The sequence below is a fragment of the Polaromonas sp. P1_F6 genome (assembly GCF_056405695.1).
Window position 1 is genome coordinate 1,241,489 of the sequence record NZ_JBFUBQ010000001.1, and the last position, 14,582, is coordinate 1,256,070.

General features: G+C 61.4%; 14 protein-coding genes. 6 read left to right on the forward strand and 8 right to left on the reverse strand.

Translation table 11 applies throughout. The features are described from left to right. Positions 1-33 precede the first annotated feature (33 nt). The 3 genes from AC1DY9_RS05790 to AC1DY9_RS05800 form a co-directional block, all read right to left on the reverse strand. Positions 34-564: a GNAT family N-acetyltransferase gene (locus AC1DY9_RS05790; protein WP_477666012.1), complete on the reverse strand. Its 531-nt coding sequence runs from the start codon at positions 562-564 to the stop codon at positions 34-36. A gap of 83 nt (positions 565-647) precedes the next feature. Next, a complete protein-coding gene (locus AC1DY9_RS05795; RefSeq protein ID WP_477666013.1) occupies positions 648-1,421 on the reverse strand; it encodes a DUF1223 domain-containing protein in 774 nt (257 codons plus the stop codon). 107 nt (positions 1,422-1,528) lie between these two features. Continuing rightward, the gene (locus AC1DY9_RS05800) at positions 1,529-2,047 is read right to left on the reverse strand and encodes a hypothetical protein (protein WP_457280877.1); all 519 of its coding nucleotides are present in this window, start codon (positions 2,045-2,047) and stop codon (positions 1,529-1,531) included. Between AC1DY9_RS05800 and AC1DY9_RS05805 the strand changes: the two genes are divergently transcribed. The 3 genes from AC1DY9_RS05805 (at position 2,013) to AC1DY9_RS05815 (ending at position 5,860) form a co-directional block, all read left to right on the forward strand. Further along, positions 2,013-2,312: a hypothetical protein gene (locus tag AC1DY9_RS05805; protein ID WP_457280878.1), complete on the forward strand. Its 300-nt coding sequence runs from the start codon at positions 2,013-2,015 to the stop codon at positions 2,310-2,312. The genes AC1DY9_RS05800 and AC1DY9_RS05805 overlap by 35 nt on opposite strands. Then, the gene (locus AC1DY9_RS05810; RefSeq protein ID WP_477666014.1) at positions 2,275-4,638 is read left to right on the forward strand and encodes a Tex family protein; all 2,364 of its coding nucleotides are present in this window, start codon (positions 2,275-2,277) and stop codon (positions 4,636-4,638) included. The genes AC1DY9_RS05805 and AC1DY9_RS05810 overlap by 38 nt, the downstream gene beginning before the upstream one ends. 124 nt (positions 4,639-4,762) lie before the next feature. After that, on the forward strand, positions 4,763-5,860 hold the full coding sequence (locus AC1DY9_RS05815; protein WP_477666015.1) for a patatin-like phospholipase family protein: 1,098 nt from the start codon (positions 4,763-4,765) through the stop codon (positions 5,858-5,860). Positions 5,861-5,998: 138 nt separating this feature from the next. Here the strand turns inward: AC1DY9_RS05815 and AC1DY9_RS05820 are convergent, their stop codons facing one another. From AC1DY9_RS05820 to AC1DY9_RS05840, 5 genes are all read right to left on the reverse strand, one after another. After that, positions 5,999-7,105, reverse strand: coding sequence for a porin (locus tag AC1DY9_RS05820; protein ID WP_457280881.1), 1,107 nt, complete (start codon positions 7,103-7,105; stop codon positions 5,999-6,001). 463 nt (positions 7,106-7,568) lie between these two features. After that, positions 7,569-9,260 carry a hypothetical protein gene (locus tag AC1DY9_RS05825; RefSeq protein WP_477666016.1) on the reverse strand — a complete coding sequence of 564 codons (1,692 nt, stop codon included), beginning with the start codon at positions 9,258-9,260 and terminating at the stop codon, positions 7,569-7,571. Beyond that, positions 9,235-10,170, reverse strand: a complete 936-nt coding sequence (locus AC1DY9_RS05830) for a glycosyltransferase family 2 protein (RefSeq protein ID WP_457280883.1) — start codon at positions 10,168-10,170, stop codon at positions 9,235-9,237. The genes AC1DY9_RS05825 and AC1DY9_RS05830 overlap by 26 nt, the downstream gene beginning before the upstream one ends. Further along, positions 10,167-10,619 (reverse strand): GtrA family protein, encoded by a 453-nt coding sequence (locus tag AC1DY9_RS05835; protein ID WP_457280884.1) that lies wholly within the window; start codon positions 10,617-10,619, stop codon positions 10,167-10,169. The genes AC1DY9_RS05830 and AC1DY9_RS05835 overlap by 4 nt, the downstream gene beginning before the upstream one ends. Next, on the reverse strand, positions 10,585-11,721 hold the full coding sequence (locus AC1DY9_RS05840; RefSeq protein WP_457280885.1) for an iron-containing alcohol dehydrogenase: 1,137 nt from the start codon (positions 11,719-11,721) through the stop codon (positions 10,585-10,587). Before AC1DY9_RS05840 ends, AC1DY9_RS05835 begins: the two co-directional genes overlap by 35 nt. 113 nt (positions 11,722-11,834) lie before the next feature. Here AC1DY9_RS05840 and AC1DY9_RS05845 point away from each other — a divergent pair, with 113 nt between their 5' ends. The 3 genes from AC1DY9_RS05845 to AC1DY9_RS05855 are packed head-to-tail and all read left to right on the forward strand — an operon-like array spanning position 11,835 to position 14,524. Next, positions 11,835-12,701, forward strand: a complete 867-nt coding sequence (locus AC1DY9_RS05845; RefSeq protein WP_477666017.1) for a 2-keto-4-pentenoate hydratase — start codon at positions 11,835-11,837, stop codon at positions 12,699-12,701. Further along, on the forward strand, positions 12,702-13,670 hold the full coding sequence (locus AC1DY9_RS05850; RefSeq protein ID WP_457280887.1) for an alpha/beta hydrolase: 969 nt from the start codon (positions 12,702-12,704) through the stop codon (positions 13,668-13,670). It abuts the gene before it with no gap. Further along, positions 13,667-14,524, forward strand: coding sequence for a YbgC/FadM family acyl-CoA thioesterase (locus AC1DY9_RS05855; RefSeq protein WP_477666018.1), 858 nt, complete (start codon positions 13,667-13,669; stop codon positions 14,522-14,524). The genes AC1DY9_RS05850 and AC1DY9_RS05855 overlap by 4 nt, the downstream gene beginning before the upstream one ends. Positions 14,525-14,582: the final 58 nt, after the last annotated feature.

Genomic DNA, 14,582 nt, shown 5'->3' on the forward strand with positions numbered 1-14,582 from the left:
CAACAGCACGGACCCACAGTTTATCGAAGGGCACTATGGACGCCCCTCGGCCTGTATCGCCTGCATGCCGTTCAGCGCTTCCCTGCGCATGGAAAAAATGCTGTCGTTCGAAAGCTCAGGCACCACTGCAAAGCCGAGGCCTTCGTAGACGGTCAGCGCAGGGTGGTTGTCACGGTACACGCGTAGTGTGAAAGCTGTGGCACCGGTGTTACGAGCCGCTTGGGCCATTAGCAGCCTGCACAACATTGAACCCAGGCCCTGGCCGCGCGCGTGGGGCGCCAGGATGATGCGGGCCAGATGGGCAACACCTGCCTCACGCACCCAGAACTGCCCAAAGCCCAGCGCCTCTGCCGGCCCCCGGCTTATGACAAAGCTGAAGGCGCCGGGTTCAGCCAGCAGTACCGGGAGTCGCTCGGGCTCAAACGGAAACTTCAGCTTGGGGCCGGCCCAGCGCAGACAGGTGCTGGCGTCCTGGACCCAGGTGGCCAGCGCCGCATAGTCGGCGGCCCCGGGCGGCCGCAAGGCCAGCGAAGGAGCGCAGGGCGGTGATTGCGGGGAATCCATGGCGCCATTGTGCGGCAAGCCCGAGGCCTCGCGTTGCCCCGCCTATACGGTGCGCCAGGCGGTAGTCCTTCAGTGGCCGTGCTTTACGCGGCACATTGAAGGCTGACGGCCTGCAGGGTCTTGCCGGTTTGAGGGTCGAACACCACGAGATTCACCTGGCGCTCATGGCCCTGGGTCGCGGCTATGCTGCGAAAGGCCAGTTTTTGCGGCCCGGTTCCACTGCTTTTGTATTCCCCTGCCTGGGTGTACTGGCGCACCACGAAGTCGTGTTGGAGAACTTCGCCGGCGTTTTCGCCGGCTTTCACCCTGGAATTGTGCCCATGCTCGGTGACGGTCCAGTAGGCTGACCAGGACGGTGACACCTGCGGTGCGGGCACCGGGGTGACACTGGCTTCAAACTGGCCCGGCCCGAGTTGCCTGAGTACGATGCTGGCGCGCGCGGGTTCCTTGCTGTCGGCAGGCCTGCCACCCCAGCGAGGCCAGTCTTTGCCGTTGAGTACGGCCTGCGGTGTATAGATGCTGCGCAGATTGCTCCTGGACGCTATTTCGCGTTGCCGGCTGGTGTAGGCGGGCGCGGCAAAACGGTCAACCCAGCCGATGTAGTCCCAGTAGCCGACATGAAAGGCTTGCACCACGGCCCCACTGCCTTTCAGCGACGATGCCCATTTGTCAGCGGGCGGGCAGGAGCTGCAGCCCTCAGAGGTATACAGCTCAACAACCGGCGTGATGGTCGGCCCTGAGCTGATGGCACAAGCGTTTTGTGCGGACAACGCGCTGGACGTCGATGCCATCAGGACGATTGCGATGATCAGCGGGGTGTTGCGGCGGGAAGGCCGTGGGGGCGCGGTGTGCAGCATGAGGGTCTCCGTGGATTTGCAGACCCCCATTGGTCGATGGACTTCGCCGGTTCTTACACCTGCCGGGCTTGGTTAACAAAGACGCGGCACAACCGGTATTCAGGCACTTAAACCAGCGGCATGGTCTCCGAGTCTTTTTCCAGGTGCGGAATGCCGCCATGCCGCTCAAGCCTGTCCTGGAGCTGGCCCATGTGGGCGGCCATGGTGTTGTCCGACTGCTCCAGCCGCGCCAGCAATGCCTGTTGCTGCTGCGAGAAGCGTTCGGCCAGCACAGTGGCGGCGGCGGCTTCCCGGTGCTGTGCGGCCAGGGCCTGCACCTCCAGGTAGCTCCGCAGTTCGGTAAAACGCGAGGCCTCGGCCTTGTCAGCCAGCTCACGCTGCGTGTTCAGCTCGCGTGCGTAGCGCCGGGTTTCCAGCAAGTTGGTGCTTTGCATGTAGAGCGTGGAGGCCAGAAACACCACCGTGGCAACCACCAGCAAGAGCAGCATCACGAAGCCCAGCGACACCTCCACGGTGGTAAAGCCCAGGCTGAGCATGCTCACACGGCTGAATTCATCGACATTGAGGGCCACAAAGCCCGCCAGCAGCAGCATGGCCACCACCAAAAAAATCGTGCGAGTCCGCATGTGTGTCTCCCCTGAAAATGTAAGAAATTGCTTTAAGCCAAGGGCCATTATCAGAAGCAAAACAGCGCTGGTGCTGTGGGACAATGCCGACCCTTGGCGTCAGTTTGTACTCGGCGCACCGATAACGGCTCTCTGCCAGGGCAGGCTGCATCGCCGGGCGGGCATTTGCCCCTTTATCGACCTTCTTTTGCTTCTTTTTCCGAGCTTTTTCGAACATCTCTTTCAATATGCAGAAAATCATCCGCCAGATCGCGGCAGAAATTAAAGTCCAGGAACACCAGATCAAGGCAGCCGTCGAGCTGCTTGACGGCGGCGCCACGGTTCCCTTCATCGCGCGCTACCGCAAGGAAGCCACCGGCGGGCTGGACGACATCCAGTTGCGCGAGCTGGAATACCGGCTGGGGTACCTGCGCGAGCTGGAAGAGCGACGCGAAGCCGTGCTCAAAAGCATTGAAGAGCAGGGCAAGCTCACGCCCGAGTTGCGTGCAGCCATAGAGTTTGCCGCCACCAAGCAGGACCTCGAAGATCTTTACCTGCCCTTCAAGCCCAGGCGCCGCACCAAGGGTCAGATTGCGCGTGAAGCCGGCATCGAGCCGCTGGCCGACAAGCTGTTTGCCGACCCGTCGCTGGTACCTGCCGACGAAGCCGCGGCCTTTGTGAAGGCCGAAAAGAACGAAAGCGGTGACGACTTCACCACCGTGCAAGCCGTGCTCGACGGCGTGCGCGACATCCTCAGCGAACGCTGGGCCGAAGATGCCGGCCTGGTGCAGTCGCTGCGCAACTGGCTCTGGAGCGAGGGGCTGTTCAGCTCCAAGCTGGTGACCGGCAAAGACGAGAACAACGCCGACAACAGCAAATTCCGAGACTACTTCGACTACGACGAGCCGATTGGCCGCGTGCCTTCGCACCGTGCGCTGGCAGTCTTTCGCGGCCGCGGGCTTGAGATCCTGGATGCCAAGCTGGTACTGCCTGAGCAGGCCGAGCCCGGCAAGCCCAGCATTGCCGAAGGCAAGATCGCGCTGCACCTGGGCTGGAGCCACAAGGCGCGACCAGCGGATGATTTGATCCGCAAGGCCGTGGCCTGGACCTGGCGCGTCAAGCTCAGCCTCTCGCTCGAGCGCGACCTCTTTACCCGTTTGCGCGAAGAGGCCGAGAAGGTCGCCATCAAGGTCTTTGCCGACAACCTGCGCGACCTGCTGCTGGCAGCGCCCGCCGGCCCGCGTGTGGTGATGGGCCTGGACCCGGGTATTCGCACCGGCGTGAAGGTGGCCGTGGTCGATGCCACCGGCAAGCTGGTGGAGACCTCTACCGTCTATCCGCATGAACCGCGCAAGGACTGGGATGGCTCCCTGCACACGCTGGCCAGGCTCTGCGAAAAGCATGGCGTCAACCTGATCGCCATCGGCAACGGCACCGCCAGCCGCGAAACCGACAAACTCGCCGCCGACCTGATCAAGGGAATGGCCAAGGTGGAACAGGCCATTGAAAAAGTCGTGGTCAGTGAGGCGGGTGCCTCCATCTACTCCGCCAGTGAATTCGCCAGCCAGGAAATGCCCGACGTGGATGTGAGCCTGCGCGGCGCGGCCAGTATTGCGCGACGCCTGCAAGACCCGTTGGCCGAGCTGGTCAAGATCGACCCGAAATCGATCGGCGTTGGCCAGTACCAGCACGACGTGAACCAGAGCGACCTGGCGCGCAGCCTCGACACCGTGGTCGAAGACTGCGTGAACAGCGTGGGCGTGGACCTGAACACCGCCAGCGTGCCGCTGCTGGCGCGCGTGTCGGGCCTGTCGCAAACGGTGGCCAAGTCGGTCGTGCGCTGGCGTGATGCCAACGGTGCCTTCGCCTCGCGCGCCGACTTGCTCAAGGTGACCGGCCTGGGCGCCAAGACTTTTGAGCAGAGCGCGGGTTTCCTGCGCCTGCGCAGCAGCAGCAACCCGCTGGACATGACAGGGGTGCACCCCGAAACCTACCCGGTGGTTGAAAAGATCATGGCCCACACCGGCAAGCCGGTGGCCGAGCTGATGGGCCGGGCCGAGATGCTCAAGACCCTGAAGCCCGAGCTGTTTGCGAATGAACAGTTCGGCGTGATCACCGTCAAGGACATCATTGCCGAACTGGAAAAACCCGGCCGCGACCCGCGCCCCGACTTCAAGGTGGCCCGCTTCAACGACGGCGTGGAAGACATCAAGGATTTGAAGGAAGGCATGACGCTGGAAGGTACGGTCAGCAACGTGGCCGCCTTCGGCGCCTTCATTGACATCGGTGTACACCAGGACGGCCTGGTCCACGTGAGCCAGCTTTCCAACAAGTTCGTGAACGACGCGCGTGAGGTCGTAAAAACCGGCGACATCGTCAAAGTACGCGTGACCGAGGTCGATGTGGCGCGCAAGCGCATTGGCCTCACCATGAAACTCGACGCCGCACCGGCCCGCCGCGACGGCCCGCGTGACAACCGCTTTGAAAGCGCGCGCCCGCCGGGCGGGCAAAACCGCGGCGGCAACTATGGAAGCCGCCCAGGCGCGCCACAACCGGCCGCCGCGACCGCCATGGAGTCGGCCTTCAGCAAGCTGGCGGCACTGAAGAAATAACAATGCGCACGCCGCCAGGTCGCCAGAAAGACATGAATTGACCCGTTTTTAAGGTTAAATCAGGCCCTGGCGCTTGACTGGCGGGCGCAACCAGCTATCAAAATAATAGCAACCATCTACCCCCATGCAAGCCCTCCGCATTTACGCCGGTCCCAAGGCACGCCGGCATATCGAGCAAAACGGCCTCAGGCCAGCAGACATTGCCGTCGTACCCGGGGCGGCGGGCGGGCCCAAGGGCTTGATCCTTGGCGCACTGGACCGCTTTATCTTTGGTGACTGGCTGGCGCAAAGCAGCCATCCGGTGGACCTGGTCGGCGCGTCCATAGGCGCATGGCGCATGGCCACGGCCTGCCTGGACAACCCTGAGGCCGCATTCCAGCGCCTCGAAACCGATTACATCCACCAGCATTACGAACTCAAGCCCGGGCAGAAGCGCCCGACCGCCGACGCCGTCAGTGAGCAGTTCGGCCAGAGCCTGAAGGTTTTCTACGGGGGCAGGGTGAAGGAAGTGATTGGCCATCCCCGCTATCGGCTGCACATCGTCACCTCGCGTGGCCGCCACATGCTGGGCCGTGAGCACAAGGTGGCCACGCCGCTGGGCTACTTTGGCGCGTTCCTCACCAACAGCCTGCACCGCAAGGCCATGGGCGCATGGCTGGAGCGCGTCGTGTTTTCCACGCAGAACGCCTCCCTGCCGTTTTCAACTGCCGACTACCGGACCCGCCAGGTGCCGATGGACGAAGCCAATTTTCAGCCGGCACTTCAGGCCAGCTGCTCCATCCCTTTTGTGCTGCGCTCCGTGCACAACATCCCCGGCGCGCCGCCCGGCGCCTACTGGGACGGCGGCATCACCGACTACCACCTGCACCTGAACTATCACCGCGGGGGCACGGCAGGGGAGGCGGGGTCATCGCCGGGATTGGTGCTGTACCCGCATTTCCAGAGGGCCGTGGTGCCTGGCTGGCTCGACAAGGGCCTGAAGTGGCGGCACGGAGCCACACATTTTCTGGACAACATGGTGTTGCTCGCCCCCAACCCGGAGTGGATCAAAACCTTGCCCGGCGGCAAGCTTCCGGACCGCGCGGACTTCATGCGCTACGGCCCCGATATCCACGCACGCATACGCGCATGGTCGCAGGCCACATCGAAAGCCGGGCAGCTTGCGGAGGAATATGCCCGGTGGCTGGAACATCCGGACATGAAGCTGGTTCATCATTTATGAACCGGCCATGAACCGGCCGGAATGCGCGCCTCGATGCGGTGTTTCCCCGGCGAGGCGCTCATAAAAAAGCCGCATGACGTGGCACGTCATACGGCGATTCCAGATCGCTGCCAGGCACCTCAGCCTGGAGCGGAAGCCTCAAAACACGTGTGCAATACCCGCGTACAGCGACTTCGGGCTTTGGCCGACCGCCGAGAGCGCCAGGCCAGCCGAACTGCCACCGCCGCCGCTGATGGTGTAGCCTGCGTTGGCCTGGTTGCTGATCCTGGTCGCGCCGCCGTAGATCGTGGTTCGCTTGGACAGCGGATAGTCGTAGCGCAGGCCTATGGCCTTGGAATCCGAATTCGCCGTGGTCTTGTTTTTGAGCTGGCCGTAGGTGGCGATCAGCTTGCCTACGCCGACAGGTGCCGAGGCGCCGATCTGGTAAGCGTCGAGCGCGGGCGCACCAGTCGTGTCGCCGCGACGACGTACAAAGATGGCAGACGGCTTGATGAACCCGAAATCGTAGGAGACGGCGACATCAGTGTATTTATCGGTATTGCCGACTATGTAGATGGTTTTTTCCGTCAGGTAGCTGACTTGCGCCGCAAGCGTGCTGCTGCTGTAGCCGGCTGCGATGTTGAGCACGTTGCCGGTGGACTTGGGTTGGCCGCCCGCGCCGGTCGATTCGCCGAAAGCATAAAACACATTGGCCTTGAAACCGCTCCAGGTCGGCGTTGTGTACTGGATGGAGTTGTCCCGGCGGGTGGTGGCGTCAGAGAGCGAGCCACCGTTGATGCCTACGCCCGGCCCCGCGTAATAGTTCAGGGCGCCGGACATCGTGAATCCGGCGGGGTCAAAAGCCGCCATGGTTCCAAAATGCGGCGTGTACTGGCGGCCGATGTTGACGGCGCCGAAGTCACCACTCAAGCCCACGGTCGCCAGGCGCTGAAACATGTAACTAGCCCCAGTCGGCACAGTGCTGGTGGGGATGGTCGCAGTACCTGTGCCAGTGCCTGTGTCTGTTAAAAAGCCGGCCTCCAGCACGAAATTCGCCTTCAGGCCGCCGCCGAGGTCTTCCGTACCGCGAAACCCGAAACGTGAACCCATGGCACCCCCGCTGGAGACGCGTGTCACATTGCCGTTGCCGGCAGACGCGACTTCCAAATAGGTATCAACCACGCCATACAGCGTGACGGAGCTTTGGGCCTGAGCGGCGCAACTGGCAGCGGACAGCACGGAAAGTGCAAATAGTTTGGTCTTCATCAGGTCTCCTAATGTTGTTGATATAAGCGTGCTTATCGATTCGACGCAGCCCTACAGGTCCCATGCACTGTTGTTTGCGGACAGCAAACACCGCGTGAAATCGCTAATCACTGCATGAGGTTAATGGGGTTTTAGTTATAAAAAATAAGTAAATAGTCTCTTGTCAACAATGACATTTATGGTTATAAAAAGTAATTAAATGATTTTGCGACTGATTCTTCGGCCAGAACGCAGCCTGGCTGCTAGCTACTGATCTGGCCCGAATTGCGAGTGATGCTGCGCGAAGGCAACTTCAGCCCGGCGTCCACCGCATTCCCGGCGCTACGAGAGCGGTGGGACCTCATCATTGCCCGCACTTCGCGATGCTTCTGAACTGATGGGGTGGCGCATACATCGGGTGGGTCCGATTTGGCAGATAGAGACATGGTGGGCGGGTGCGACCTGGCGCACCCCCAGCGGGAGCTCAGCGCCAGGCGGAGCCGGCGTCCGGGCAGTCGCTCGACACGGCTCTGACGGTCGCTGCCGGCAATGTCGCACGCTGGTGTTCGGCTCGCCACAACACATCCCAGACACCAAGATCAGCCAACTGAAGCCGCACCGTGCTGCGGCAATGCCGATTCCAGTCGTAGCCGACCATGAGATTGAGCCGGTCGCTTGCGGCTCGCGAGGCTGGCGCTTGTTCGGCCAGCTCGCGGCGTGTTTTTTCGCTCCAGGCTTGTATGGCCGGAACCTCGGGCAGCAGGTGTGCCGACCAGCGTGTTTCGCCGTAGGCTCGCAACAGCAGGTCGTTCGCCTCATAGACCCGGCCGAGGTAACCGGCATGCGCATCGACAATCAGGTCAACCTCACCGCCGGGCGGCGCCGGCCGCGCCGCCAATGCTTTGACGATGCCGTGCTCCTGCGCGATTCGTTCAAGTTTTTTCCAGTGGCCAGCCATGCCGATCAGGAGGTTCACCGCGATCATCAGTACCAGGGCGCCGCGCAGTGTCGCGCCCGGCACCGTCGCGCGTTGGACCAGTGCGACGCAGCAGCCCGCAAACAGCGCAATGACAACCATCGGTAGCAATAGATGCCGCGCACCCCATTCGCCGTACCAAAAGCTCAACGGCGCCTGGCTTGAGGCCGTCGCGAGCACCGCGGAGACGGAAGTCGGCGACGGCAAATGAACGACAAACAACGGGGAGCCGAGCCCGACCACCACATAGGGGGCCATGGCCGCCAGCGCGAGCAATCCCAGTAGCGCCATCGGCCGCCAACCGGCTCGCAGCGCGGTACCGAACGACTTCTCGCCGGCAGCCCGGCGATGCCAGCTCGCCACGAGGCCGGGCAACAAGGGCAGTAGCAGCAGGAACCAGGTTGCGAACAATGCCAGATATTTGAGGTAACTCAGCATGCTGCTCAATGCGAGGGGATCGAGAAACTGGTTGTAAGCGATGTACGCGCCGACTGGCCGCCAGATCACCCGCGTAGCGGCAAACGCGGCAATCGCAGCGAACACCAGAATCACCGAGCGGACATAGTTCCAGCGGGATCTGTCACGGGCAAACAGCCAGCGACCGGATTCCAGCGCGATCAAAAAAGCACAGTTCGATGCGAGCTGGAACGACAGCAGCACCAGCAGCAGCCCGAGACTGGCTTGCATGCGTCCGGGCGCGTGGAACAAACGGTAGCCCGCCAATGCCAGAAACACGCAGGTGATATGGCCGAGCATTGGCGTGTAGCTGAAGAAAACATACCAGAGCGGGAAGCTCAATACGACGGCAGGCAACCATGCGGCAACCGCCGGTTCAATGTTAAAGACGTCCTCCCCAAGGCGGCGTACTTCCCAGGCGATACCGAGCGCCATCAAGATGATCCAGAGCTTGAAAAATATCCAGGGTGGCAGCAATGGCTGAAGCGCATCGGCGAGGTAAAAGAGGCCGTAGGTCAGGTACCAGTTGCTGTCGAGCAGCCAGCTTCTGAGCGTGGCCCAGTCGTGATTGGCCAGAGCGTGGGCGCCGATGACACCATCCCACATTTCAGTCGACGACAGCCAGATTGGTGCAGGTCCGAGCAGCAGCGCGAACACGGTCCAGAAAATTACGCTACCGAATGGGGTTGTCGGTCCGGCGCGGCCAGCCTCGGCCGCCTTAATCATCGAAATTAATGCGTTCACGTTCGACGACGAGCGGACGTTTCATGACATGGGTCAGGATCGCGCCGACATATTCTCCGAGCAAGCCTATAAAAAACAGCTGTACCGATGCGAAAAAGAACACGCCTATCAGTACCGGTGCCGTGCCCATCGAAAACTGGTTCCAGAACAGCAGTTTAAGTAACAGATAGACGAGGGAGACCAGCAAGCTCAAGCCCGACAGAGCAAAACCGATCATCGTTGCGAGCCGTAACGGCACGCGCGAGTGAGAGGTGATGCCGAGCATCGCAATATCGTAGAGCGTATAGAAGTTGTTTTTGGTAATGCCCCGCAGGCGCCGCGGCTGGTTATAGGGGATTTGCACCGCCTCGTAACCAACCTCGGAAACAAGGCCGCGCAAATAAGGATATGGATCGTCGATGCGTCGCAGGACCTCCAGTACCTTGTGGTCGTACAGGCCGAAGCCCGTGAAATTCTGGATCAGCTTGACGTCGGCGATCTTTGTGACGGTACGGTAATAAAGGCGGCGCAGCGAGAACATCAGCGAGGACTCTTCGGAGCTTGGTTTCACGCCGACAACGATTTTTTCGCCGTCAAGCCAGTGCGCGACAAAATCTTTCATAAGTGCCGGCGGATCTTGCAGGTCTGCCACCAGCAGGATCGCAGCGTCGCCAGTCGCCTGCAGCAGTCCATAGTAGGGTGAGCGGATATGGCCGAAATTACGCGCGTTCAGGATGACCTTGACCTTCGGGTCGGCGGCTGCCAGTTTGCGTAGCAGCGCTTCGGTACGATCAGTCGAACAGTTATCGATAAACAGGTGTTCGTAACTGACGCCCTCGATTTCACCAAATACCGCGCGAGTTTGCGCATAGACCTCTTCGACGTTGTCCTCTTCGTTATAGCAAGGGGTGACTACTGTGATTTTTTTCATGGCATGGCGAAGACGAATTTCTGTTGCATCTTATAGGCGATCAATGCAAGCGGGAGCAGGACTATCGCGTTGGCGGCATAAAGATTGAGACCTGCCGCCAGCAAAAGTGCAACCCCGCCCACATTAAGCCCGTAAATCAGGACATAAACCGCGACAAAACGCATGAGCCTGCTGCGGGGTGCGCCGTCGAATACGAGCCGACCGGTGGTCTGAAAGTTAAACGCGATCCCGGCAACGGTCGCCAGTCCGATCGCTACGGGATATGGCATGCCAAGCAAGCTCAGAATTGCGAACAGTCCGTAACCGAAACCGGTATTGAGCAGGCCGACTGTCAAAAAACGCAGAAATTTTGAAATTGGCAATTCAAGCAAACCTTGGAAGCTGGGCAGAACGTATTTTCCCCCCAACCCTGCGCTACATCGATTTTTCGAGCATGAGGCGGTAATCATTCATGTCGGCGATGCGTGGATTGGTCTTATGGCAATGGTCAGCCAGCGCGCCGTCGATGATCCTGCCGAAACTTTGCGGCTGCACGCCCATTGCTGCGAGGCCGTCAGGCAACCCCAGCCGTGCGTTCATCTCGCGGATGGCATCCGGAATGTCGGTGCCCGAAGCAAAGCCCATGGCACGCGCCATGCGGTCGAGGCGCCGGTCCTTCTGCACCGATTCGGCGGCCGCATTGAAGTCGACGACCACAGGCAGAAACATGGCATTCAGCGTGCCGTGGTGCAGGCGCGGGTCGACTCCGCCCAGGCTGTGGCTCAGCGAATGCACGCAGCCCAGTCCTTTCTGGAACGCCATGGCCCCTTGCATGGAGGCGCTCATCAGGTTGAAGCGGGCGTCCCGGTCACTGCCATCGCGCGTGGCCCGTTCGATATGGGCCCAGCCGCGTTCCAGGCCGTCCAGCGCGATGCCGTCGGCTGGCGGGTTGAAGGCGGCTGACATGAAGGTCTCCATGCAATGCGCAATCGCGTCCATGCCGGTGGCCGCTGTCAGTTTGGCCGGCAGGCCCAATGTGAGCTCCGGATCGCAAATCGCCGTTTTCGGCACCAGATGCCAGGAATGAAACCCAAGCTTGCGGTGGTCATCCACAATAATGATGGCCCCGCGGGCGACTTCGCTGCCGGTGCCGCTGGTGGTGGGCACGGCAATCAGCGGGGCCGCGCGGTCCGTGATTTTCAGTGAACCGCCTTCAATGGTGGCGTAGGTCGTGAGCGGGCCTTCATGGGTTGCGGCAATCGCCACGCCTTTGGCGCAATCAATGGCTGAGCCACCACCGACCGCGATCAGACCGTCGCAGCCGGCGGACTTGTACAGCGCGGCGGCTGCGCGAACGGCTGCCTCGGTGGGATTCGAAGGGGTTTGGTCAAACACCGTCACCTGCACACCGGGCAGCGCGTCAATCGCTTTTTGCAAAATACCTGCAGCCTTGACACCGGGGTCGGTGACGATGAGCGGACGGGTGATGCCGACACGCTCACATTCCTGCTTGAGCAATTTGATCGCGCCGAATTCAAACTGGATCTGGGTGACGTAATAGATAAAGGCCATGGTTTTGCTGTCTTTCGCGTTGTACGATGCTGGGCGGTTTTCCCGTGCCGCCCATCTTGCCCCAATCGGTTGCCCCAATCGGCTTGCCCTTACTTTAATAGCTGGAGATGCCCATGAATTGCAAGCAAACCCTGATGCTGGTCACCTGGGCGATAGCGGCTCTTCAGGCCAGGGCCGAATGTCTGAGCGATGCGCAAGTCGGCGACCTGGCCGAAAAGATCGCCGCCAGACAGCCTGCGGCAAACCCGGAAGGTCTCAACGAAGCCGATGGCGCTTGTACCCGCGCCAAACTCAATGCGCTGCTGGAAAAACGCCACGGCAAAGTGGTCGGCTACAAGGCAGGCCTTACCAACCCGGCGGTACAAAAACGCTTCAACTACGACCAACCCGTGTGGGGCAAGCTGTATGAGGGCATGGTGCTGCCCGGCGGGTTCGTGGTCGATGCGGCCTTTGGCGCGCGTCCGCTTTTTGAGGCCGACATGCTGGTGCGTGTCAAAAGTGCAGCCATCAACCGGGCCCGGACATCCCTGGACGTGCTTGAAGCCGTTGACCAGATCATTCCCTTTATCGAATTGCCCGACCTGGTCGTGCAGGCGCCACCCCGGCTCAATGGCCCGGCGGTCAGTGCCATCAATGTCGGTGCCCGGTTCGGTGTGGCCGGTACGCCCTTGGCCGTGCCCGTGACGAGGGCAGAGCGCTACGCCATGCTGGGCATGCTGGAAAACATGACCGTCGTGCTTGCAGACGGCAGCGGTGCAGAACTGGGAAGAGGCAAGGGCAGCGACATCCTCGGTCATCCCCTCAACGCAGTCGTCTGGTTAGCCGGCGCCCTGGCCAAGGAAGGTCTTGCCATGAAGCCAGGCGATTTGATCAGCCTGGGCTCGTTTTCACCCCTGCTACCCCCCAAGGCAGGGTTGACCGCCACAGCGACTTACCAGGGACTGGCCGGAGCGCAGCCTGTGTCGGTAACATTCAAATAAATGCGCCGCACCTCCCCTGAAGACTTGCTGACTCCCGCGATGCGGAATGTACTCAGCCGCATGGCACGGGCCAGGCGCCCACCGTTTCATACGCTCACCCCCGCAGGGGCCAAAGCGGCATACGAGGCAGGTGCCGGCGTGCTGGAAATTCCCAAGCCGGCCTTGACGCGAGTCGAAGACCTGCTCATTCCCGCCAGGGATGGCTACAGCCTGCCTGCGCGCCTCTACGCCTCCTCAACTGACCGCCTGCCGGTGCTGCTTTACTTTCATGGCGGCGGCTTCACCATCGGAAGTGTGGCAACGCATGACGTGCTGTGCCGGCAGCTCAGCCACCTGTCAGGTTGCGCGGTGATTTCCGTGGACTACCGGCTGGCACCGGAGTACAAATTTCCTGTAGCTGCCCATGATGCCTGGGATGCCCTGCAGTGGCTGACGGTACGGTCAACCAGCCTCGGTCTTGACGAAACCCGTGTGGCGGTCGGCGGCGACAGCGCGGGCGGCACGTTGGCAACCATGTGCGCCATCCTGGCCCGCGATGCCGGTTTGCCGCTGGCGCTGCAGCTGCTGTTTTACCCCGGTTGCGCCGCCCGCCAGGACACACCGTCGCACCGGCTTTTTGCCGGTGGTTTTGTGCTCGAGGAAGCTGATATCACCTGGTTTTTCAACCACTATGTGCGAAGCCCTGCCGACCGCGAGGACTGGCGCTTCGCGCCGCTCAATGCGCCGGATGTGGACGATGTGGCCCCTGCCTGGCTGGGCCTGGCAGAGTGCGATCCCCTGATCGACGAAGGGGTGATGTATGCCGACAAGCTGCGCGCGGCCGGCGTGCCGGTCGACCTGGAAATCTACCGCGGGGTCACGCACGAGTTCATCAAGATGGGGCGCATCATTCCCGAAGCGCGGCAAGCCCATGCGGACGCGGCCCGGGCGCTGCGCCTGGCATTCAATCTTTCGGACAATAAACCATGAAACGACAGGAATTCCGATTTTTTCACCCGCTGCGGGTTCGCTGGGCCGAAGTGGACATGCAAAAAATCGTGTTCAACGCGCATTACCTGATGTACTTCGACACTGCCATCACCGACTACTGGCGCGCGCTGGCACTGCCGTACGAGGAAACCATGCACAAGATGGGCGGTGACCTGTACGTGAAAAAGGCCGCACTGGAATACCACGGCTCGGCACGCTTTGATGACCGGCTCGATGTTGCGCTCAAGTGCGCACGCATCGGCAATTCGTCCATGACATTCATAGGTGCGGTGTTCAGGGCCGATGAACTGCTCATTACCTGCGAACTCATCTATGTGTTTGCCGATCCCCTGACCCAGACGTCCCGGCCCGTGCCGGATGCGCTGCGCAATCTGCTCGTGGGCTTTGAGGCCGGTGAGGCCATGGTGAACATCAGGACGGGTGATTGGGCCACCCTGGGCGCCGACGCGGCCAGGGTCCGCACGGCCGTGTTTGTGCAGGAGCAGGGCATTCCGATGGAGATGGCGTGCGACGAAGCGGACAACCCGGCCGTGCACGCCGTTGCCTATAACGGGTTGGGAGAGGGCATTGCGACCGGGCGGCTGGTGCGGCAAGCCGATGGCACGGCGAAGATCGGGCGCATGGCGGTGCACAAGGCGCTGCGCGGAGCTCACCTTGGCCAAAATCTTTTGAACGCGTTGATGGACGCCGCCCGGGATCGCGGAGACCACGAGGTCATGCTGCATGCGCAGCGCAGTGCGGAGGGCTTTTACCGGCGCCTTGGCTTTGAGGCCCGGGGTGAGCCTTTCGAAGAAGCCGGCATCTCCCATGTTGAGATGGTCCGGGCACCGTAACGGCGTTGTTGGTGCATGCCGTCGCCTGTGCGTGCGGCCTGTTTCAAACACTCAGAAA

Excerpts from the sequence above, each read along its gene's own strand:
- AC1DY9_RS05790 (WP_477666012.1), bottom strand. The coding sequence starts at position 564 with ATGGATTCCCCGCAATCACCGCCCTGCGCTCCTTCGCTGGCCTTGCGG.
- AC1DY9_RS05815 (WP_477666015.1), top strand. The coding sequence starts at position 4,763 with ATGCAAGCCCTCCGCATTTACGCCGGTCCCAAGGCACGCCGGCATATC.
- AC1DY9_RS05810 (WP_477666014.1), top strand. The coding sequence starts at position 2,275 with ATGCAGAAAATCATCCGCCAGATCGCGGCAGAAATTAAAGTCCAGGAA.
- AC1DY9_RS05840 (WP_457280885.1), bottom strand. The coding sequence starts at position 11,721 with ATGGCCTTTATCTATTACGTCACCCAGATCCAGTTTGAATTCGGCGCG.
- AC1DY9_RS05835 (WP_457280884.1), bottom strand. The coding sequence starts at position 10,619 with ATGATTACCGCCTCATGCTCGAAAAATCGATGTAGCGCAGGGTTGGGG.
- AC1DY9_RS05830 (WP_457280883.1), bottom strand. The coding sequence starts at position 10,170 with ATGAAAAAAATCACAGTAGTCACCCCTTGCTATAACGAAGAGGACAAC.
- AC1DY9_RS05805 (WP_457280878.1), top strand. The coding sequence starts at position 2,013 with ATGGCCACCACCAAAAAAATCGTGCGAGTCCGCATGTGTGTCTCCCCT.
- AC1DY9_RS05850 (WP_457280887.1), top strand. The coding sequence starts at position 12,702 with ATGCGCCGCACCTCCCCTGAAGACTTGCTGACTCCCGCGATGCGGAAT.
- AC1DY9_RS05855 (WP_477666018.1), top strand. The coding sequence starts at position 13,667 with ATGAAACGACAGGAATTCCGATTTTTTCACCCGCTGCGGGTTCGCTGG.
- AC1DY9_RS05820 (WP_457280881.1), bottom strand. The coding sequence starts at position 7,105 with ATGAAGACCAAACTATTTGCACTTTCCGTGCTGTCCGCTGCCAGTTGC.
- AC1DY9_RS05795 (WP_477666013.1), bottom strand. The coding sequence starts at position 1,421 with ATGCTGCACACCGCGCCCCCACGGCCTTCCCGCCGCAACACCCCGCTG.
- AC1DY9_RS05845 (WP_477666017.1), top strand. The coding sequence starts at position 11,835 with ATGAATTGCAAGCAAACCCTGATGCTGGTCACCTGGGCGATAGCGGCT.
- AC1DY9_RS05800 (WP_457280877.1), bottom strand. The coding sequence starts at position 2,047 with ATGCGGACTCGCACGATTTTTTTGGTGGTGGCCATGCTGCTGCTGGCG.